The sequence below is a fragment of the Salinicola salarius genome (genome assembly GCF_002179555.1).
GTDB classification, from domain to species: domain Bacteria; phylum Pseudomonadota; class Gammaproteobacteria; order Pseudomonadales; family Halomonadaceae; genus Salinicola; species Salinicola salarius_A.
In genome coordinates, this window is sequence record NZ_NHOU01000011.1 from 73,343 (window position 1) to 92,695 (window position 19,353).

Below are 19,353 nucleotides of genomic sequence, written 5' to 3' on the forward strand. Positions count from 1 at the left end.
GTGGAGCAGGGGCACCATGTGGCGCCCCTGCCCGAACAGACCGATATCGTCAAAAGCCCTTTAGGGTTCAGCATAACGATCTGCGGGACAGAGTCGACCGGCAGGAAAACGACATTAGTCGTAAATTTACGACATCAATGAAGGGTTCAGGCGTTTTCGTCCTGCTTCGCCGCCTGCCAGTGGCGCTCCATCTCCTCCAGCGAGGCATGCTCGATGCGCGAGCCATCTGCCGCCAGCGCCCGCTCGACATGACGAAAACGGCGCTCGAACTTGGCGTTGGTGCGGCGCAGCTGCTGCTCCGGGTCACACCCCAGACGGCGCGCCAGGTTGACCACGGCGAACAGCAGGTCGCCGACCTCTTCCTGGGCGTGGGCCCGATCGTCTTCGGCCAGCGCCGCTTCGACCTCGGAGAGCTCCTCGCGAATCTTGTCGATGACGCCACGTTCATCCGGCCAGTCGAAGCCTTGGCCGGCCGCACGCTTGCTCAGCTTGGCGGCACGGCTCAGAGCCGGCAAGGCGGTCGGAACGTCGTCCAGCGCCGAGGCCCTGCTTCGATTCGAGGTATGGCGAACCTCGCGCTCCTCGGCCTTGAGCGCTTCCCAACGCGCCTTTACCCGACCTTCGGCGATCTCGTCGTCGCCGCGCCGGGACTCCAGCGTGCCGTCGGGGAAGACGTGCGGATGGCGGCGCAGCATTTTTGCCGTCAAGGTATGGACGACATCGCCGAAGTCGAAGCGCCCTTCCTCGCTTCCGAACTGGCTGTAGTAGACGACCTGGAACAGCAGATCGCCCAGCTCGCCCGGCAGTTCGTCGAACGCCCGCCGCTCGATGGCATCGGCGACCTCGTAGGCTTCCTCGAGCGTATGCGGAACGATGGTGTCCCACTCCTGCTTGATATCCCACGGGCAGCCGTGCCGGGGGTCTCTCAATACGGCCATCAGAGTCAGCAGGTCATCGAGCGTATGTCGCCGAGAATCCTGGCGACCAGCATCGGGCGATGGTGCAGTGCCTTCGTCCTTCATCGTGACTCCTGTCCCTGAGCATGGCCTTGGCGCAGCCGTTTGACGTCGATCACGTTGGGCAACTGCTGGATGCGCGAGAAGATGCGCTCCAGCGCTTCCAGCCCGTCGATTTCCAGCGTGATCCGCATCCGCGCGATATTGTCCAGCTTGTCCGTCACCGTGTTGACCGAGGTCACGTTGACGCGATCACTGGAGAGTACGTGGGTGACATCGCGCAGCAGCCCGGAGCGATCCCACGCTTCGATCTCGATATCCACCGGGTACTGGGCACGTACTTTCTGCCCCCACTCGACATCGACGATCCGCCGTGGCTCCTCGCTGCGCAGCTGCAGCACGTTGGCGCAGTCCTGGCGGTGAATGGTGACGCCGCGACCCTGGGTGATGTAGCCGATGATCTGGTCCCCCGGCACCGGGTGGCAGCAATTGGCCATGGCCGTCTTGAGATTGCCGACGCCAAGTACGGTGATGCCGTCGCTGGATTCCTTGCCCTGGTGGCGCCTGGGCTTGGTCAGCAGCCGGTCGAGCTGCTCCTGATCGTCGCTCTCGCCGAACAGCTGCTGCGCCTGATGCAGCACCTGGCCGATGCGAAGATCGCCGGCGCCGATCGCGGCGTACATGTCATCCACCGAGGTGTAGTTGACCGCCCCCGCCAGCCGTTCGAGGTCGACGCCGTCGATGTCGAGCCGGCGGAACTCGCGGTCGAAGATCGCCTTGCCCTCGTCGAGGTTCTGCTCCCGCGCCTGCAGCTTGAACCAGGCCTGGATCTTGGAGCGCGCGCGCGAGGTGCGGACATAGCCCAGGTTGGGGTTGATCCAGTCACGGCTCGGCGCACTCTTGGTCGCGGTGAGGATCTCGACCTGCTGGCCGGTCTTGAGCAGGTAGGTTAACGGGACGATACGGCCGTCTACCTTGGCCCCGCGGCAGCGGTGGCCGATTTCGGTATGCACGCGGTAGGCGAAGTCGATCGGCGTGGCGACCTGCGGCATGTCGATGACGTGGCCGTCCGGGGTGAACACGTAGATCCGATCCGGCGCCACATCGCTCGCCAGCCCTTCGCGGAAATCCCCGACATCGCCAACCTCCTCCTGCCACTCGAGCACCTGGCGCAGCCAAGCGATCTTCTCTTCGTAACTCCGGCTCTTGGCGTTGGTGTCCATCCCCTTGTAGCGCCAGTGCGCGCAGACGCCGAGCTCCGCCTCCTCGTGCATGGCGAAGGTACGTACCTGGATCTCGAGCACCTTGTTCTCGGGGCCGATCACCGCGGTATGCAGCGACTGGTAGCCGTTCTTCTTGGGGTTGGCGATATAGTCGTCGAATTCGTTGGGCACATGATGCCAGCGCGAATGCACGATACCGAGGGTGGTGTAGCAGTCGGCGATTTCGGGCACCAGAATGCGCACCGCGCGCACGTCGTAGACCTGGGAGAAATCGATGCGCTTGCGCTGCATCTTGCGCCAGATCGAGTAGATATGCTTCGCGCGACCGTCCAGGTGATATCGCAGTATCCCCTGGCGTTCGAGCAGCGTTTCCAGCGTATGCACGACATCCTGGATATAACGGTCTCGATCCAGCCGCTTCTCCGCCAGTTGCTTGGCGATCGACTTGTATTCGGTCTCGTGCAGGTAGCGGAAGGCCAGATCCTCCAGCTCCCACTTGATCTGGCCGATGCCCAGCCGGTGGGCCAGCGGCGCGTAGATATCAAATACCTCGCGCGCCACGCGCAGCCGCTTTTCACGGGACGCGTCCTTGACCTGTCGCAGCATGCAGGTCCGTTCGGCGATCTTGATCAGCGCCACGCGGACGTCGTCGACCATGGTCACCAGCATCTTGCGCAGGTTGTCCTGCTGGTTGTGCTGCGACAGTCCGTGCTTGGGCGCCTGAAGCTGGCTGATCGCGGCCATGCTGAGCACCCCTTCGATCAGCTTGGCAACTTCGCCGCCCATCTGCTTGGCGACACTCTCGAGACTCAACAGACCGCGACGGACGCTGCGATAGAGAATCGCCGCTTCCAGCGTGGGTTGGTCCAGCTTGAGCTGGCTAAGGATGTCGGCCATTTCCAGGCCGGTGAGCAGTGTCTGGTCAGGGAGCGCTTCGGCCACGCCCTGGTGGGCATCCCGCTCGCTGGCCCGGAGGGCCAGTTCGCAGGCCTGGCGTATTCGCTCGGGCGCTCGCAACTCGACATCCTGCTGCAGTCGTTTCAGCCACAAATCCAGATCGACGCTGCCATCGACCAGCGGCTCGCTCTCTCGCACTTTCACCATGCTAGTGCTTGCCTCCCGAAATCGGACTTCCGAGACCACCAACCCGCCGCCGTGGCCGCTCGAACAGCGCGAGCGACTCCAGATGGGCGGTATGCGGAAACATGTCGGCCATTGCCAGACGCGACAACGAGTAGCCTCCCGCCAGCAGATGCGCCGCGTCCCGTGCCAGCGACGCGGGATCGCAGGAGATATAAGCCACCCGCGCCACGTCGCTTTCCGCCAGCTGTCGGCAAACCGCATCGGCACCGTCCCGCGGCGGATCCAGCAATACCGTATCGTGCTCGGCAATCAGCGCTTCGATCGTCGCGCCTGGCGCGCTGAGGTCGGCCTGCAATGCCGAGACGTCCAGGCCGTTGCGGCCGGCATTGTCTCGCAGCCGCTCGACCATCTCATTGCTCCCTTCGACCGCCGTGACGCTGGCAACGTCACCAGCCAGCGCCAGCGAGAAGTTGCCGATACCGGCGAACAGGTCGAGCAGCCGCTCCCCGCCGCCAGGGGCGAGCCAGTCTCGCAGCGTGTCGACCAGGCGCTGGTTGATCTCGGCGTTGACCTGCAGGAAATCACCCGGCGCCAGCGCGAGCGACACCGGTCGGCGATCGCCGCCGTCGACCGTCGTGACCAGCTCTGGCCTGTCGCCAAGCCAGACCAGGCTGGTCGACTCGCGGCCTCGGCGCAACGCACAGGCCACACCTTCGCGCTCGGAAAAGGCTCGCCAACACTGTTCGTCACCAGGTACGTCGCGCAGCTGCCGCACCACCACGGTGACCACGTCGGCATCGGTCAGCAACAGTTCAAGGTGCCCCACATGACGCGGCGCCTCGAGGGACTCCAGCTGTGCACGCAGGCGCGGCAACAGGGCCGCCAGCGGCGGCGCCAGCACGTGGCAGCTGTCGATGTCGACCAGCTGCTCGCTGCCTCGCGCGCGGAACCCGAGATGAACCCGACCTTGCGCGTCGCACTTGACGCCCAGCCTGGCGCGACGACGATAGCCGGCATCGTGGCCGATCAGCATCGCTATCTCTTCCGGGGCATCAATGGCTTGACGCTTGAGCAGATCGACCAGTACCCGGCGCTTGTGCTCGCGCTGGCCCTCGACGCTCAAGTGCTGCAGATCGCAGCCGCCGCAGCGTGCCGCGTAGATACAGGGCGGTTCCACACGCTCTTCGGCCGCGTTGAAGCGCTCGCGTACATGAGCCTCGTCATAGCGCTTGCGCTGACGATGGATCGCGATGTCGACCCGCTCTCCCGGCAGCGCGGCATCGACAAACACCGTCTTGCCTTCGGCGTTTCGCGCTACGCCACGCCCGTCATGCGCCAGTCGCTCGATGGTCAGCGAGCCGTCGTCGGCTTTCGCTGCCGGTGCGTGCCGCGACGTCTGGCGTTCGCGACGTACGACCGGTGACCGCTTTTTCCCCAGCATCGCCATGATCAGGCGTCCGGCGCATAGAGGCCGGTGGAGAGATAGCGATCGCCCCGGTCGCAGACGATGAACACGATCACGGCGTTGTCGACCTGTTCGGCGACCCTCAGCGCCCCCGCCAGCGCTCCGCCGGAGGAGACACCAGCGAGAATTCCCTCTTCCCGTGCCAGGCGGCGCATGTGCTCCTCGGCTTCCTGCTGGCCGATGTCCAGCACGCTGTCGACTCGCTGCGGTTCGAAGATGTCGGGCAGATACGCCTCGGGCCAGCGCCGGATGCCGGCAATGCTCGCGCCGTCCGCCGGCTGAAGGCCGACGACCTGGATCGACGGGTTGCGCTCCTTGAGATAGCGCGAGGTCCCCATGATGGTGCCGGTGGTCCCCATGGCGCTGACGAAATGGGTGATGCGCCCCGCGGTCTGCTCCCACAGTTCGGGACCGGTGGTACGGTAGTGGGCCAGCGGATTGTCGGGGTTGGCAAACTGGTTGAGCGGCTTGCCTTCGCCTCGGGCGATCATCTCGTCGGCCAGATCCCGCGCCCCTTCCATGCCGGCTTCCTTGCTGACGCCGATCAGCCTGGCGCCGTAGGCCGCCATGGCCTGCTTGCGCTCGCTGGAGGCGTTGTCCGGCATGATCAGGATCATGCGATACCCCATCACCGCGGCGGCCATGGCGAGTGCAATGCCGGTATTGCCGGATGTCGCTTCGATCAGCGTGTCTCCCGGCGAGATATCGCCCCGAGCCTCCGCTTCGCGGAGCATGGAGAGCGCCGGGCGATCCTTGACCGAGCCTGCCGGATTGTTACCTTCCAGCTTGGCCAGAATCGTATTGTCGCGCCCGGCATTGATGCGGGCGAGTCTCACCAATGGCGTATTGCCAACGGTTTGCGCGAGCGTGGGAAATGCCATAGAAAAGTTCCTGGGGCCAGAGCTTGTACGGTTTCGAACCGGACCAATGACGAAAGCGGCCGGCCGAGAACCAGTAAATGGAATGGTAATAGTATATCGAAGCCGGCGGGGGACATGACAGCGGTCATCCAGGACACGGCGACGGCTCGTGTGTCGGCATCGCCGTCTCGATCCATAATGGGCGATCGGTTTTATGGCATTGCCGATTCGAGTCACTGGCAGGGCTACGGTTTTTCAGACCTTCGCCGATAAAACTCCATGAAAACGCAAGAGCTTCAGGGTTTAATGGTTTCACGCGGGCTGATCATTTTTTTCATACTATTTTCCGCGCTGCTGCTCGGCTTGGCCGGGTGGCATGCCTGGGAATGGTGTCGTGCCAATGATCAGATGTTGTCCCGACGGCTGCAAAGCATCAACCGTGTCTTCACGCCATCGCTGGCTGAGGCCGCGCAGAACGAGGACATGCCTCGGGTGCACAAGCTGCTGGCCCGTCTGACCAGCGACCCGGCTATCGTCAACGCCACCCTCCGAGATGAAAGCGGCAAAGTCCGGGATTTCACGGGGACGGCCCCTCCTCCGGCGGCACTGGAGACGCTTTCATCGGCATTGCGCACCTGGAACCACGATGGGGTTCGGAGATGGATACAACCGCTGGAGACCTTCGTTCTCCCGCAGTCGCCGCACCGCTACTGGCTGGATCTGAGTCTCGATCCTCTACGCGCCAACTCCATACCTGACCGCCCTTTTAGCCCCTGGCTGCCGCTGCTGTCACTGCTGCTATTGATTCCGTTGACGTTGGTCTGGCGGCGATCACCTCCTGACCGTACGACGCGTGACCGGACAGCGCCCAACGCCAAAGCGTCGCTTTTCCCGACGTCATCATTGACTCACGCACCGGAAGTGAGCCCGGACAGTGATCTGACCTACGTGAGTCATGAGCTACGCGCGCCGCTGTCCGGGGTGCTGGGGTTCTGTCGCCTGCTGGAGAACAGCCCTCTCGATACGCAGCAACGGGAATGGCTCCGCCACATTCATCTGGCTTCCACCGGGCTGCTCGATACCGTCGACCATGTGTTGGGGGACAATCGCAGCCGGACGGATCACGTCTTTGATATCGCCGAGGTACTCTGGGAGATCCTGTGTCTGCAGACACCGTTGGCGCAAGCGAAGCGCATGACGTTGCTGGCTATTGTCTACGATGACGTTCCCCCTCGCCTCGTCGGTGCCGACATCGGCATCCGCCAGCTGCTGACCAATCTGATCAACAACGCCATCAAGTACGGCGAGGAAGGCGATATCGTCATTCGCGTCGTCCTGGAGAGCCGCGAAGGTAGCGCGGTCCGCTTGCGCTTGAGTGTCAGCGATGGCGGCAGCCGCGATCCATCAAATCGTCAGCGCCTGCAGCAAGCGCTCGAACGAGGACAAGCCGAAGCAGTCGATGCCAAAACCGGTGTGGGTATTGCTATCTGCCAGCGCCTGGCAGCGGAGATGAACGGGTCGCTGGCCCTGGGGGCCAGTTCGGGCAAGGGCAACACGATCATCGCCAGCATCGGCCTGGAGGCCTGCGAGCCCTATGTTCGCCCCGCAGAATTCGATCTGGAAGGTGCGGAAATCACAGTATGGCAGCCACATGCCCGGCTGGCGTATCTGCTCGACTATGCGCTCAAGCGATGGCGTGCGCGCCCGACATCGCTGAGCGAACCGGATTCCTTGAGCGCGACGGGTGACACGTGTCAGTTGTCGATCATTGGCATTGATGAGAAGGCTCTCGAGCCCGAGGCTCATCGAATCTGGCAACAACGCTTCGACGCCATGCGCCGCCCCTGTCTGCTGGTGGCCAATCTCACCCCGACGCGGCCGATAACCTGGCGTCTGCCGGAAGGAAGCGCCATCCTCCGGTTGCCGATCTCCCGATATAGCCTGGGGCGAGCCCTGGCCAGGATGCTCGCCGAGCATCGTCAGCAGGATTTACCCCCACGCCCTCGAGTGCTGGTCATCGATGATGACGAGGTGTCGCAGCACTACCTCGACGCAGTGCTTCCCATCATCGGCACGGAGGTCGTGGTGGCGGGCAACGCCGCCGAAGCCATCGCCATCGCCTCGAAGCGGACCATCGATCTGGTTCTGGTGGACCTGCACTTGCCCGATGCCAGCGGCTTCGAAGCAATAGACCGCCTGCGACGACTGAATCGGGAATGGAAACGCAAACCCGTCATCGCCATGACCGCCGAACCGAACGCGCCAGAACGAAGCCGATCGACGAATGGCGCCATCAACGAGATATTAGTCAAGCCGCTAGCGGAAAGTCTGCTGAGAAGCGTGCTGGCGCAATATCTGACGATGCCTCCGTGCCCACCCTCGGAACGGACGACCTCGCCTTCAGGTACAGATCTCTCCCGAACACCGCCACCCCTGCATGCGGGTGACCTGCCGGTCGTCGACAAGGCCCGGGCCCGCCGGGTCAGTGGCGACCGCGAGGCGCTCGCCGCAGACATGTTGGCCCAGTTGATTGCGGAGCTGCCCGGGTATCGACACGAACTGAATGTCGCGTGGCAGCGCCGCGATGCCGAGCGGCTTGCCGAGATCGCCCACCAGCTCGGCGGCGGTTGCCGCTACTGCGGCGCGCTCCAGCTGGCGGCGGCTTGCGACAAACTGGAGAACCGCTGTCGCCATCACCCCGTGGACGCGTGTGGCGAGGCATTTCGTGAAGTGATGGCCGCTTGCGATCGTCTGGGCATCTGGGCCGACGATCAGACGGTCACTGGCATCCACTGACGCGCTTACGCGTGGTCGTGGTCGTGGTCGTGGTCATGCTCGAAGGACTCGATCTGGGCGACGAGCCCCGACTCCTGACCGGCCACCATCAGCCGTTTCATTTCCGCCACGGCTTCCTTGAGTCCGACGAACAGCGCCCGCGCGATGACCGCGTGGCCAATGTTGAGCTCGTGGATTCCGGGAATCGCCGCAATCGCCTCGACGTTATGGTAGTGCAGGCCGTGTCCGGCGTTCACCACCAGGCCCAGTTCGTCGGCGAATTCCGCCGCCGCGGTCAGTCGTTCGTACTCGAGGCGCTGCGCCTCGCCGCTGGTTTCCGCATAGGCACCGGTGTGCAACTCGACCACCGGGGCACCCACCTCGAATGCCGCCTGAATCTGCGCCGGCTCGGGATCGATGAACAGCGAAACCCGGCACCCTGCCGCCTCGAGTCGACGACAGGCACTAGCGATGGCATCGCGACCGCCAACGACGTCGAGCCCCCCTTCGGTGGTCAGCTCTTCCCGCTTTTCCGGCACCAGGCAGACATCCGCTGGCTTCAGCCGCTCGGCGAGGGCGATCATCTCCTCGGTCACCGCCATCTCCAGGTTCATGCGCGTATTGAGCACGGCCGCGATCAGTTCGACGTCCCGCTCCTGGATATGCCGTCTGTCCTCGCGCAGATGCAAGGTGATGCCATCGGCGCCGGCTTCCTCGGCCAGCAGCGCGGCCTGGACCGGGTCGGGATAGCGGGTACCGCGGGCCTGGCGTAGCGTCGCGACATGGTCGATGTTGACACCCAACTGAATACGAGTAGCGATCATGAACTCGGGCTCCTTGGAGCGGTGAAAGACAAGAGGACCCGGGTCGAGGGACGCGCTCCCCGGCCCGGCGATAGCGAGAATCAGGCACGCCCCTGACGGCGGCGCTGGCTGAGCCGTTGCATTAGTTCCCGGGAGCGTAGCGGCTGGTTGCCAATCAGCGGCGCCAGTGCCGCTCGGGTCAATGCCTTGCTCAGGCCAGCCAGCCCGGACGCGTCCCAGTCGCCGCGCGCCAGCAGCTTGAGGCTGCGGCCATCCCAACCGGGGTGCTGCGCACCGACGGGCATGAAGCGGCGGCTCTCGACAACGTAGGTGTAACGGGTGGAGGGATCGAGCGGGCTGTCGTCCGTCTCGAGAAAGATCGGCTCGGCATCCAGCGCCTCGAGCAAGGTGATCTCAAGGCGCCTGAGGCTGGTGGCACGTTCGGCCGGCCGGGTCAGTCGCTCGATCGTCCAGGCGTAGATGGCGAAGAGATCGCCCGTCGGCAGCCCGACCGGCAGCGCTCGCGTCAGCAGCTCATTGGCGTAGAGTCCACAAAGCAAGCCTTCACCGGCCAGCAACACGGCGCTCTGGGTGGTTTCCATCATCCGCAGGCGTTTGAGATCGCCGTCGCCGATCCAGGTCAGATGCAGTGGCGCAAAAGGTTGCAGCTTGGCGCGGGACTTGCTCCCCGCCCGCTGAACGCCCTGGGCGACGGCGCGGATATGGCCGTGCTCCAGCGTGATGACGTCCACCAGGGCGCTGGTCTCCCGATAGGGCCGCTTGTGCAGCAGATAAGCCGGCTGGGGCGTCATTGCCAATGCCTCGTCAGCGAGAAAATCGCGGGCAGTCGCTCAGTCGTGACAGGGGTTCAATCATGGTTGTAGCCCAGGCTCTTCAGCGCTCGATCGTCGTCCGACCAGCCGCGCTTGACCTTGACCCATAGGTTGAGCATGACCTTGCTGTCGAAGGCTCGCTCCATCTCCTGGCGCGCCTCGATGCCGATCTTCTTGATCCGCTCCCCCTTGTCACCGATCAGGATCTTCTTCTGGCCCTGGCGCTCGACCAGCATCAATGCGCTGATATGGATGACCTTGCCTTCGTCGCGGAACTCCTCGATCTCGACGGTCATCTGATAGGGAAGCTCGTCGCCCAACTGGCGCATGACCTTTTCGCGGACCAGCTCGGCGGCCAGAAAGCGCTGGCTCTTGTCGGTGATCTGATCATCCGGGAAGTAGTGCACACCTTCGGGCAGGCGCTTGCCGACTTCGCCTTCGAGCTCCGGCACGTTGGTTCCATGCTTGGCGGAGATCGGCAGGATCGCGGCGAATTCGCGTCTGGCGGAAAGCGACTCCAGCCACGGCAGCAATGTCGTCTTGTCCTCGAGCCAGTCGACTTTGTTGACCGCCAGGATTACCGGCGCTTCGACGTGGGTGAGCTTGTCGAGCACGACCTGATCCTCATCCGTCCAGCGCGTGCGGTCGACCAGGAACACGACGCAATCGACGTCGCGCAGCGCCTGTGATGCAGCCTGGTTCATGAAGCGATTGATCGCCTTGTTGCGATCCCGGGTCTGCAGATGGATGCCGGGCGTATCGACATAGATGAACTGCGCCTCATCCACTGTCTTGATGCCCATGACCTGGTGGCGCGTCGTTTGCGGGCGCCGCGAGGTGATGGAAATCTTCTGCCCCAGGATACGGTTCATCAGGGTCGATTTACCCACGTTGGGACGCCCGACGATAGCGACGAAACCACAGCTCTGTGTCATTGACGCTTGCCCTTTGATGGTTCGAGTTGGGTCAACGCAAGCTCGGCGGCCTGCTGTTCGGCGAAACGTCGGCTCGTGCCTTCTCCCAGCGTCGGTGACTCGCCCAGCATGGCCACGTGGCACTCGACGCTGAAGGTCTGGGCGTGGGCCTCGCCTTCCACCGAGATCACTTCATAGCGCGGCAACGCCTGCTGCCGGGACTGCAGGAACTCCTGCAGGCGCGTCTTGGGATCCTTCTGCGTATTGTGCAGGTCGATCGCTTCCAGGCGCGTCCCGAACCAGGCCAGCACGCGACTGCGTGCCACATCCATACCGGCGTCGAGATAGATCGCCCCGATCACCCCTTCCAGCGCGTCGGCCAGGATCGAATCGCGCCGATGACCGCCGCTTTTCATCTCGCCGGACCCCAGCCTGAGGCACTCGCCCAGGTTGAATTCCCGCGCCACCACGGCCAGCGTCTGCCCCTTGACCAGCCCGGCCCGCAGGCGGGACAGCTGCCCTTCCCGCGCGGCCGGAAAGCGCTTGAACAGCGCCTCGCCGATCACGAAATTGACGATCGAGTCTCCCAGAAACTCGAGCCGTTCGTTATTGGCGCCGCCGACGCTGCGGTGCGTCAGCGCCAGTTCCAGCAGCGCCGGGTCACGAAAGTCGTGGCCAATTCGGCGGCTGAAGCCTTGCAGAGGATCACTCACGTCATTCCCATTGAGTCGTTATCTTTGAAACAAAGAATCGTTGTCTTTGAAGCAAAGCGGGCGCGGGATAGCCCGTCGCCCGCTATGCGAGTTGCGCGTCTTGCCGCTGTTCCGAGAACGGGACCGTCATGATCCCGCGTCCGGAGCCGGCGGCCGACCAACTGAAATTTCAACAGCTATATAAGAATCAGTTTATCTGGCGTACCGTGCTGAAGCTAGGCAATCCACCATCCCAGTGCATCCACACGGCAAACGCCTTGCCGACGATGTTCTTTTCCGGGACGAAACCCCAGTAACGGCTGTCGTTGGAGTGGTCGCGGTTGTCGCCCATCATGAAATACTCGTGGTCGGGAACGACGATCTCCCGCATCTGGGGCCCGGGGCTCTGGGGGTTGTTGAAGATACTGTGCTCGACGTCACCGAGGTGTTCCTCGAACAGTTCTTCGCCCGGTGCTTCTGCCGGGTCGGGATCGGTCATCGACTTGGGCACCGGTTCGCCATTGACGTAGAGCTGCTTGTTTTCGTAGCGAATGTGATCCCCCGGCAGGCCAATGACGCGCTTGATGAAATTGACCGATGGATCCTGCGGGAAGCGGAAGACCATGACATCACCGCGCTCCGGTTCCCCGATATCGGCAATTTCGGTGTTGATGACCGGCAGGCGGAGTCCGTAGCTGAACTTGTTGACCAGGATGAAATCCCCTACCTCGAGTGTCGGTCGCATCGAGCCCGAGGGAATCTGGAACGGCTCGATCACGAAGCTGCGCAGCACCAGAACGACCAGCAACACGGGGAAAAAGGAGCGGGCGTAGTCGACCGGCCAGGGGTCCTTGTAGTCGACCGACTTTTCGCCACCCTGTGCTTGTGCGGCGGCCTGCTGGCGTTGGCGACGCGAGCGCCGCCAGAACAGGCTGTCGAGCAACCAGACGAGCCCCGTGATGGCGACAGCCAACACCAGTAACAACGAAAAATCCATGAGGTGTTTTCCTACTCGTTCATTTTGAGAACGGCAAGGAACGCATCCTGGGGTATTTCGACACGACCCACCTGCTTCATGCGTTTCTTGCCGGCTTTCTGCTTCTCCAGCAATTTCTTCTTGCGCGTCGTGTCGCCGCCGTAGCACTTGGCCGTCACGTTCTTGCGTAGCGCCTTGACCGTCGTTCGTGCCACGACGTGACCGCCGATCGCTGCCTGTACCGCGACATCGAACATCTGGCGCGGGATCAACTCCTTCATCTTGTCGACCAGAATGCGACCACGCGAATGAGCGTGATCGCGATGAATGATCAACGCCAGCGCGTCGACACGATCGCCGTTGATGAGAATATCCAGGCGTACCAGCTTGGCGGCCTCGAAACGCTCGAAGCTGTAGTCGAGCGAGGCATAGCCCTTGGAGATCGACTTGAGTCGGTCAAAGAAGTCCATGACGACCTCGGCCATAGGCAGTTCGTAGACGAGCTGCATCTGGCTGCCCAGCACCTGCATGTCCAGCTGCACGCCGCGACGATTGACGCATTCGGAGATGACGTTGCCCACGTACTCCTGCGGCACCAGAATACTGGCGCGCACGATCGGCTCGCGCATCTCCGCCACGTTGGCCATATCGGGCAGCTTCGACGGGTTGGAGATGGTGACCAACTCACCGTTGTCCATCAACAGCTCGTAGTTGACTGTCGGCGCCGTGGTCAGCAGATCGATGTCGTATTCGCGCTCCAGGCGTTCCTGGACGATTTCCATGTGCAGCGTGCCGAGGAAACCGACGCGGAAGCCGAACCCGAGCGCATCGGAGTTCTCCGGCACGTAGTCGAGCGAGGCATCGTTGAGCGCCAGCTTCTCGAGCGCGTCACGGAAGTCTTCGTAGTCGTCGGAGCTGACCGGGAACATGCCGGCGTAGACCTGCGGCTTCACTTTCTGGAAGCCGGGCAGACGCGGCACGTCCTTGGTCTTGGTATGGGTGATCGTGTCGCCGACCGGCGCGCCCTGGATATCCTTGATGCCGGCGATGACGAAGCCGACTTCGCCGGCACGCAGGATGCCGGTGGAGTTCTGCTTGGGCGTGAAATAGCCGATGTCGGTCACTTCCCAATCGCGACCGGTCGACTTCATCTGAATCTTGTCGCCCTTCTTCAAGGTGCCGTCGAACAGACGCACCAGCGACACGACACCCTGGTAGTTATCGAACCAGGAATCGATGATCAGGGCCTGGAGATGGCCTTCGCGATCGCCTTTGGGGGGCGGAATATCACGCACCAGACGCTCCAGCAGCAGATCGATGTTGAGACCGCTCTTGGCCGACACACGTACCGCGTCATGAGCATCGAGACCGATGATCTCCTCGATCTCGTGAGCCACTTTGTCCGGGTCCGCCTGGGGTAGATCCATCTTGTTGAGAACCGGGAGCACTTCCAGGTTCTGCTCGATGGCGGTGTAGCAGTTGGCGACCGACTGCGCCTCGACACCCTGAGCGGCATCGACCACGAGCAATGCCCCCTCGCACGCGTAGAGCGAGCGCGAAACCTCGTAGGAGAAATCGACATGCCCGGGCGTGTCGATGAAGTTGAGCTGGTAGGTGTGCCCATCCTGCGCCTGGTAGTCGAGCGTGACCGACTGCGCCTTGATGGTGATACCGCGCTCGCGCTCGAGATCCATCGAATCGAGCACCTGCTCCTTGAGTTCACGATCTGTCAGACCACCGCAGAACTGGATGATGCGATCTGCCAGCGTGGACTTGCCGTGGTCGATATGGGCGATGATCGAGAAGTTGCGAATGAACTTCAGTTGCTCGTTGCTTGCAGCGTCTGCCATTGAAACCTTACCGGTAATTTGTACGCGCGCGGTCCGCACGGAGTGCCGTAGCCAGGGAAACGTCGATAAATCGTCGAGCGGGATGAAGCGCACGACGCGCGGCGCAGGAAGCACCAGCCATGACGCGGGGTCCGGTCAGTATTCGAGCAGCGCACGACGCAGCGATTCGCCCGCGCCGACTTTTATGTACCGTTGTCTTCCTGTCGCGCGGTTGATTACGAATTTGGCGCATTGTACCGACATGGCCGTGGCAAAGACAGCGACAACCGGAACGTACACAGCCTCGCTTTCGCGAGGCTGTGAGGCGGGCTTGGCCCGAACCTGTCGCCCGGCGCGACTCAGTCGCTGGCCTTCAAGCGCAACGCTACGAACAGTGAAGTCCCATCCCGGACGATACGCACCGGGATGGCACGATCACCGTCGGCCTGCTTGACCGCATCGATCAGCTGATCGGCGCTATCGATCGCTTTCTGATCGAAACTGACGACGACGTCACCAGGCTGAATACCCGCCGTCGCCGCCGCGCCACGCGGGTCGACGCGACGCACCAGGGCGCCATTATCGATATCCAGCTGCTGCTTCTCCTGATCGCTGAGATCACTGATCGCAATTCCCAGCTTGGTCTGGTCGTTGGAAGATGCGCTGGACGGCGAGCCATCGGCCGCCGTCTGGTCCGGCCAATCACCCACGGTCACGTCGACCTTGCGCTGGTCGCCACCGCGCATGACCTGCAGACTGACCTCGGCTCCCGGCGCCACCTGGCCAATCAGACGTGGCAGCGTCGTGGAGTCATCGATATCGGACCCGTCGGCACTCAGAATGACATCACCTGCCTTCAGGCCTGCCTTCTGCGCCGGGCTGTCATCACTGACATCGGAAACCAGTGCCCCCTTTGTGCCATCGAGTCCGAACGATTCGGCAAGATCCTTGGACACCGGCTGAATCACCACGCCCAGCCAGCCGCGGCTCACATGACCTTCGGTGCGCAGCTGATCGGCGACGTTCATGGCAACGCTGATCGGCACGGCGAACGATAGCCCCATGAAACCACCGCTACGTGTGTAGATCTGCGAATTGATCCCCACGACTTCGCCATCGAGGTTGAACAAGGGGCCACCGGAGTTACCCGGGTTGATCGCCACATCGGTCTGGATGAAGGGCACATAGGTCTCGCTCGGCAGCGTGCGATTGATCGCACTGACGATGCCGGCCGTTACCGAATGATCGAAACCGAACGGAGAACCGATGGCGGCCACCCATTCGCCGGCTTCGAGGTCATCGGAGTTGCCGATCTTGAGCGTAGGAAGATCGTCGGCGTCGACCTTGAGCAGGGCGACGTCGGTTCGCGCATCGGAGCCCACCAGTTTGGCCGGGAGTTCCCGCCGGTCGTTGAGACGCACCATGATCTCGTCGGCGTCCTTGACCACATGGGCGTTGGTCAGGATGTAACCATCCTTGCGGATGACGAACCCGGAGCCCAGTGACTTGCGCTCTTCCTCGCCCTGCGGCGCGCCAGGCATCGGCGGCATCTGATCACCGAAGAACCGGCGGAATATCTCGGGGACGTCCTGCTGACCATAGGGCCCATTGGGCGCACTGACGCTACTGGTGGTGGCGATATTGACCACTCCGGGAGCGGCCTGCTTGACCAATCCGGTGAAGTCCGGCAGATCGCGGGCCTGCGCCGTCTGGACAGACAGTAACGTGACGGCCATCAATAGCCAGGGAGCAAACCATCTTGTCATACGTTCCATTAAACACTCCTAACATTCGATGAAGACTCTGGCGAGTCGCACGTAGCTAGATCGATGTTCATAAGGGATAAATCGGCGATAACGAACCTCACGCCATCGAATCGTCGCCGCGCCCGGTCAAGGCACGGCGACCACTTTCATTGATACGAAAACACGCCAAGAGTTCAACGGGATGTAAAGTTTCTTTGCGCTAAAGAGCGAAAAACCCCGTCACAGGCTGAAGAACTGGCTGAAGAGGAAAGGCGAGGAAACTAGGAGCCGGCGGGGGGAGCACTCGCGTCGGAGTCGTTCTGAGGGTCCGACATATCAGTGGACGGATCGTCGGCATCGCCCCCTTGGTTCCAGGTCACTCGCGCAGCGATACGTGCCAGCACCTCGGGCGGCGCCTCGCCCAATACCAGTATCTGCATGGGCCGGCCCTCATGATTCACATGACGAACCGCTGCATAGGAGATACCCAGTCGATGCATGCCGGGCAACAAGGAACGCCGGTTACCGGTAATGGGTTCGACGAACAAGCTGATGCTGGTCAAACCATCACTGTAGAGCTGGTGCTCAATCCGTGCGCTCTGACCAGGGCTATCAGGCGGGATCGGCTGCGAGGTAAACCCGGCAGGCAGCCACTGCGCGTGCCACGGAGAATCCGCCGGAGACTGGCCGGGGCCGAGACGAAGCGTATCAGGATAAAGCGTGGGGGCTCGCAGATCGGTTATCTGAAAGGTTTCGAGAATCTGGCCATTGATACCGATCATTTCACGCTTGAGCAGCAGCGATGTCTCGCGATCCAGCCAGAGACAGTAACCGTAGCGGAGCTCGTCCTGCGGTTCGATATCGAGACGCCATGCCGCGCGTCCGGCAATTCGCTCGATTTCCATCGGTTGGAGGTCGTAATGTCCGGCAATCTGTCGGGTCAAGGCGCCAGGCGCGAGACCAGCGGTAAAATCCAGCGTTCCCTGCCCCGCCGCATCCTGGCTCACGCTGCCCCGCTTCTCCACCGCGACGGGCGGACCATCCAGAAATCTCGCGGCCTCGGTCTCCACGCCCTGCTGCACGCTATGCGTCAGCGCCAGGGTCCTGACGCCATCGAAACTGATACGCACGGCCCGTGCACTGAAGTTATAGCAGTGGCTGGCCCAGAGACTGCGCTGAAACAGCGCCTCGGGAGAGACATCGCTATCGCTGGCGGCAGCCAGGTCGCGACAGTCGAAAGTTTCCGGAACCGCCCGCTCATCGACGGACGCTTGAGCCTGGGCAGTGCCGGAAACCGCAAGCAGAGGAAGTATCGCAGCCAGAGAGGCCCGGGGAGTAAACCGAAACATCAACGCGCTTCCGTGGCTCCGGCACCGTCGACCTGAGCGGACAGTGCGCCCGGCGTACGCAGCAACGGCATCCAGTTGTCGCCGGTGCTGTAGGCAGCGCCGACGGAGTGACGCTCCAGATAGGATTGCAGCGTCTGCGCCTGCTCCATATCGACGTTGGGAGACTGACGCGTGCTCGGCGACAGGAACATCGGCTGCATCACCTGCTCCCCGACCGTCATCAAGCCGCTGTTGTTGCCAGCGCCGAAGCTTCCACCGCCAAAGCTGCCGCTGCCCAGCGAATAGGGCAGCCCGCTGGAGACCGGCGCCTGCATGGAAGCCTGCATCGCCCCGCTCTGGTCGCCGGCAACACTTTCGGAGGCCAGCGTGGCCTGGGCCTGGGCACTTTCGTTGACCGCAGAGGTACCCGTAGCGGCCGCCACATCCGAGGACGTGGTGGTGTCGGCGCCAAAGCGGCCGTTATAGACCTGAACGCCGGTGATCACCATGAGCGATACCGCCGCCGCCACGGCAGCGCCGCCCATCATGGAAAACGAGTGGCGCCTGACCGGCTCGCTGGCTGGTTCCGCGACGGGCCGGGGTTCATCCGCCAGCGCCGCCATCACGTCGCCGGAGATATCGATATCGACGATCGCATCCCGCTCGCGCCGCATCATGCTGCGGGCCAAGTGATATCGACGCCAGGTATCGGATTCCTGCGGCGACGTGCCCAGCGTCTTGAGCGCCCGCCTCAGATCGAATTCATCGGCCTCGTTATCCATCAATGCGGAAAACGATTCGTATACCTGCTTCATAGTCACACCCTCACACTCGCCTTGCGGCTTGCCACGTGTTGAATGACGGCGACACTCAGGGCGACATCTGGGGGCGTGCCATTGCGATCCTCGAAGGCCGCAATGCCCTTGCCCGCTACCTGCGTCACCGGACCCTCGTCGCCGGATTGTCTCCAGCCGACGACGGCTTGGCTATTACCTGCCCCACTATGACGACAGAAATCGATGACAGTTCATTTTCGATTCATCTTTCTCGATTCGATCGCCATCGGCGCTCCCGAACCTATTGATCCTGCGTCGCTCAAGCGCCGTTGACCGCGTCTCGCCCACCGTGTTCCAGCAACGGTTCGATATGCTTGTCGACCGCCTCGCGCGCCCGGAAGATCCGCGATCGGACGGTTCCCACCGGGCACTCCATGATCGTGGCGATATCTTCATAGGAAAGCCCGTCGAATTCACGCAGCGTGATCGCGGTGCGCAGATCATCCGGCAGTTGCTCGATCGCTTCGAACACGGCGGCTTCCAGTTGATCGCGGGCGATCGCCGCTTCCGGCGATTCGATATCCGACAGACGCCCGCTCTGGTCGACGATCTCGGCATCGCTGATATCCAGATCGCTACCGGGAGGACGCCGCCCCCGCGATACCAGATAGTTCTTTGCCGTGTTGATGGCGATGCGATACATCCAGGTATAGAAGGCACTTTCGGCACGAAAGCTGCCCAGGGCGCGATACGCCTTGATGAAGGCTTCTTGGGCAACGTCCTGAACTTCGGAATGGTCCTGAACATAGCGGCTGATCAGACCGAGAATCTTGTGCTGGTACTTCTTGACCAAAAGATCAAAAGCTCGGGTGTCCCCTTTCTGGGCGCGTTCGACGAGTTGCTGATCGGTCTCTCGGACACCCATTCAACGCCTCCCCGTACGACTGGGCACCGGAAGCTGCAGGACCTGGAGCAGTGAAATGACACAGCGATAACGAGTGTGGTGACTAGGAGATAATACGCTCATGATCCCACCTGGAGCCCTTTGAGCTCACGATTCAATGACAGGCGTGCAAGTTATAACAGAAACGATGG

15 protein-coding genes are annotated in these 19,353 nt (G+C 62.5%); 1 reads left to right on the plus strand and 14 read right to left on the minus strand.

The window, feature by feature from the left end; all coding sequences use genetic code 11:
- Window positions 1-146: 146 nt before the first annotated feature.
- From mazG to cysM, 4 genes are read right to left on the minus strand one after another with little or no spacing between them, the layout of a single operon-like run.
- Window positions 147-1,022, minus strand: coding sequence for a nucleoside triphosphate pyrophosphohydrolase (gene mazG / locus CCD76_RS10555; protein ID WP_087719483.1), 876 nt, complete (start codon window positions 1,020-1,022; stop codon window positions 147-149).
- Window positions 1,019-3,283: a GTP diphosphokinase gene (gene relA / locus CCD76_RS10560; protein ID WP_087719484.1), complete on the minus strand. Its 2,265-nt coding sequence runs from the start codon at window positions 3,281-3,283 to the stop codon at window positions 1,019-1,021. The genes mazG and relA overlap by 4 nt, the downstream gene beginning before the upstream one ends.
- A 1-nt stretch (window position 3,284) precedes the next feature.
- Window positions 3,285-4,709 carry a 23S rRNA (uracil(1939)-C(5))-methyltransferase RlmD gene (gene rlmD / locus CCD76_RS10565; RefSeq protein WP_087719485.1) on the minus strand — a complete coding sequence of 475 codons (1,425 nt, stop codon included), beginning with the start codon at window positions 4,707-4,709 and terminating at the stop codon, window positions 3,285-3,287.
- Between the two features lie 2 nt (window positions 4,710-4,711).
- Window positions 4,712-5,608 (minus strand): cysteine synthase CysM, encoded by an 897-nt coding sequence (gene cysM / locus CCD76_RS10570; protein WP_087719486.1) that lies wholly within the window; start codon window positions 5,606-5,608, stop codon window positions 4,712-4,714.
- 258 nt (window positions 5,609-5,866) lie between these two features.
- On the opposite strand from cysM, the gene CCD76_RS10575 reads away from it, so the two are divergent.
- Window positions 5,867-8,383: a response regulator gene (locus CCD76_RS10575; protein ID WP_087719487.1), complete on the plus strand. Its 2,517-nt coding sequence runs from the start codon at window positions 5,867-5,869 to the stop codon at window positions 8,381-8,383.
- Window positions 8,384-8,388: 5 nt separating this feature from the next.
- Here the strand turns inward: CCD76_RS10575 and pdxJ are convergent, their stop codons facing one another.
- From pdxJ to rpoE, 10 genes are all read right to left on the minus strand, one after another.
- Window positions 8,389-9,186 (minus strand): pyridoxine 5'-phosphate synthase, encoded by a 798-nt coding sequence (gene pdxJ / locus CCD76_RS10580; protein ID WP_087719488.1) that lies wholly within the window; start codon window positions 9,184-9,186, stop codon window positions 8,389-8,391.
- An 80-nt stretch (window positions 9,187-9,266) separates the two neighbouring features.
- On the minus strand, window positions 9,267-9,977 hold the full coding sequence (gene recO / locus CCD76_RS10585; RefSeq protein ID WP_087719489.1) for a DNA repair protein RecO: 711 nt from the start codon (window positions 9,975-9,977) through the stop codon (window positions 9,267-9,269).
- Between the two features lie 56 nt (window positions 9,978-10,033).
- A complete protein-coding gene (gene era / locus CCD76_RS10590; RefSeq protein WP_087719490.1) occupies window positions 10,034-10,933 on the minus strand; it encodes a GTPase Era in 900 nt (299 codons plus the stop codon).
- Window positions 10,930-11,613 carry a ribonuclease III gene (rnc, locus tag CCD76_RS10595; protein ID WP_373419417.1) on the minus strand — a complete coding sequence of 228 codons (684 nt, stop codon included), beginning with the start codon at window positions 11,611-11,613 and terminating at the stop codon, window positions 10,930-10,932. Before rnc ends, era begins: the two co-directional genes overlap by 4 nt.
- A gap of 199 nt (window positions 11,614-11,812) precedes the next feature.
- Complete coding sequence (gene lepB / locus CCD76_RS10600; protein WP_087719492.1) at window positions 11,813-12,601, minus strand: signal peptidase I; 789 nt, start codon at window positions 12,599-12,601, stop codon at window positions 11,813-11,815.
- 11 nt (window positions 12,602-12,612) lie between these two features.
- Window positions 12,613-14,430, minus strand: coding sequence for a translation elongation factor 4 (lepA, locus tag CCD76_RS10605; RefSeq protein ID WP_087719493.1), 1,818 nt, complete (start codon window positions 14,428-14,430; stop codon window positions 12,613-12,615).
- A gap of 338 nt (window positions 14,431-14,768) precedes the next feature.
- Window positions 14,769-16,184 (minus strand): DegQ family serine endoprotease, encoded by a 1,416-nt coding sequence (locus CCD76_RS10610; RefSeq protein WP_087719494.1) that lies wholly within the window; start codon window positions 16,182-16,184, stop codon window positions 14,769-14,771.
- Window positions 16,185-16,435: 251 nt separating this feature from the next.
- Window positions 16,436-17,503, minus strand: coding sequence for a MucB/RseB C-terminal domain-containing protein (locus CCD76_RS10615; protein WP_087719495.1), 1,068 nt, complete (start codon window positions 17,501-17,503; stop codon window positions 16,436-16,438).
- Window positions 17,503-18,297, minus strand: coding sequence for a sigma-E factor negative regulatory protein (locus tag CCD76_RS10620; RefSeq protein ID WP_087719496.1), 795 nt, complete (start codon window positions 18,295-18,297; stop codon window positions 17,503-17,505). Before CCD76_RS10620 ends, CCD76_RS10615 begins: the two co-directional genes overlap by 1 nt.
- Window positions 18,298-18,577: 280 nt before the next feature.
- Window positions 18,578-19,183 carry an RNA polymerase sigma factor RpoE gene (gene rpoE / locus CCD76_RS10625; protein WP_087719497.1) on the minus strand — a complete coding sequence of 202 codons (606 nt, stop codon included), beginning with the start codon at window positions 19,181-19,183 and terminating at the stop codon, window positions 18,578-18,580.
- Window positions 19,184-19,353 lie beyond the last annotated feature (170 nt).

What these genes read in the sequence shown, in the direction of transcription:
- mazG (WP_087719483.1), bottom strand. Translation starts at nt 1,022, where the DNA reads ATGAAGGACGAAGGCACTGCACCATCGCCCGATGCTGGTCGCCAGGAT.
- relA (WP_087719484.1), bottom strand. Translation starts at nt 3,283, where the DNA reads ATGGTGAAAGTGCGAGAGAGCGAGCCGCTGGTCGATGGCAGCGTCGAT.
- rlmD (WP_087719485.1), bottom strand. Translation starts at nt 4,709, where the DNA reads ATGGCGATGCTGGGGAAAAAGCGGTCACCGGTCGTACGTCGCGAACGC.
- cysM (WP_087719486.1), bottom strand. Translation starts at nt 5,608, where the DNA reads ATGGCATTTCCCACGCTCGCGCAAACCGTTGGCAATACGCCATTGGTG.
- CCD76_RS10575 (WP_087719487.1), top strand. Translation starts at nt 5,867, where the DNA reads ATGAAAACGCAAGAGCTTCAGGGTTTAATGGTTTCACGCGGGCTGATC.
- pdxJ (WP_087719488.1), bottom strand. Translation starts at nt 9,186, where the DNA reads ATGATCGCTACTCGTATTCAGTTGGGTGTCAACATCGACCATGTCGCG.
- recO (WP_087719489.1), bottom strand. Translation starts at nt 9,977, where the DNA reads ATGACGCCCCAGCCGGCTTATCTGCTGCACAAGCGGCCCTATCGGGAG.
- era (WP_087719490.1), bottom strand. Translation starts at nt 10,933, where the DNA reads ATGACACAGAGCTGTGGTTTCGTCGCTATCGTCGGGCGTCCCAACGTG.
- lepB (WP_087719492.1), bottom strand. Translation starts at nt 12,601, where the DNA reads ATGGATTTTTCGTTGTTACTGGTGTTGGCTGTCGCCATCACGGGGCTC.
- lepA (WP_087719493.1), bottom strand. Translation starts at nt 14,430, where the DNA reads ATGGCAGACGCTGCAAGCAACGAGCAACTGAAGTTCATTCGCAACTTC.
- CCD76_RS10610 (WP_087719494.1), bottom strand. Translation starts at nt 16,184, where the DNA reads ATGGAACGTATGACAAGATGGTTTGCTCCCTGGCTATTGATGGCCGTC.
- CCD76_RS10615 (WP_087719495.1), bottom strand. Translation starts at nt 17,503, where the DNA reads ATGTTTCGGTTTACTCCCCGGGCCTCTCTGGCTGCGATACTTCCTCTG.
- CCD76_RS10620 (WP_087719496.1), bottom strand. Translation starts at nt 18,297, where the DNA reads ATGAAGCAGGTATACGAATCGTTTTCCGCATTGATGGATAACGAGGCC.
- rpoE (WP_087719497.1), bottom strand. Translation starts at nt 19,183, where the DNA reads ATGGGTGTCCGAGAGACCGATCAGCAACTCGTCGAACGCGCCCAGAAA.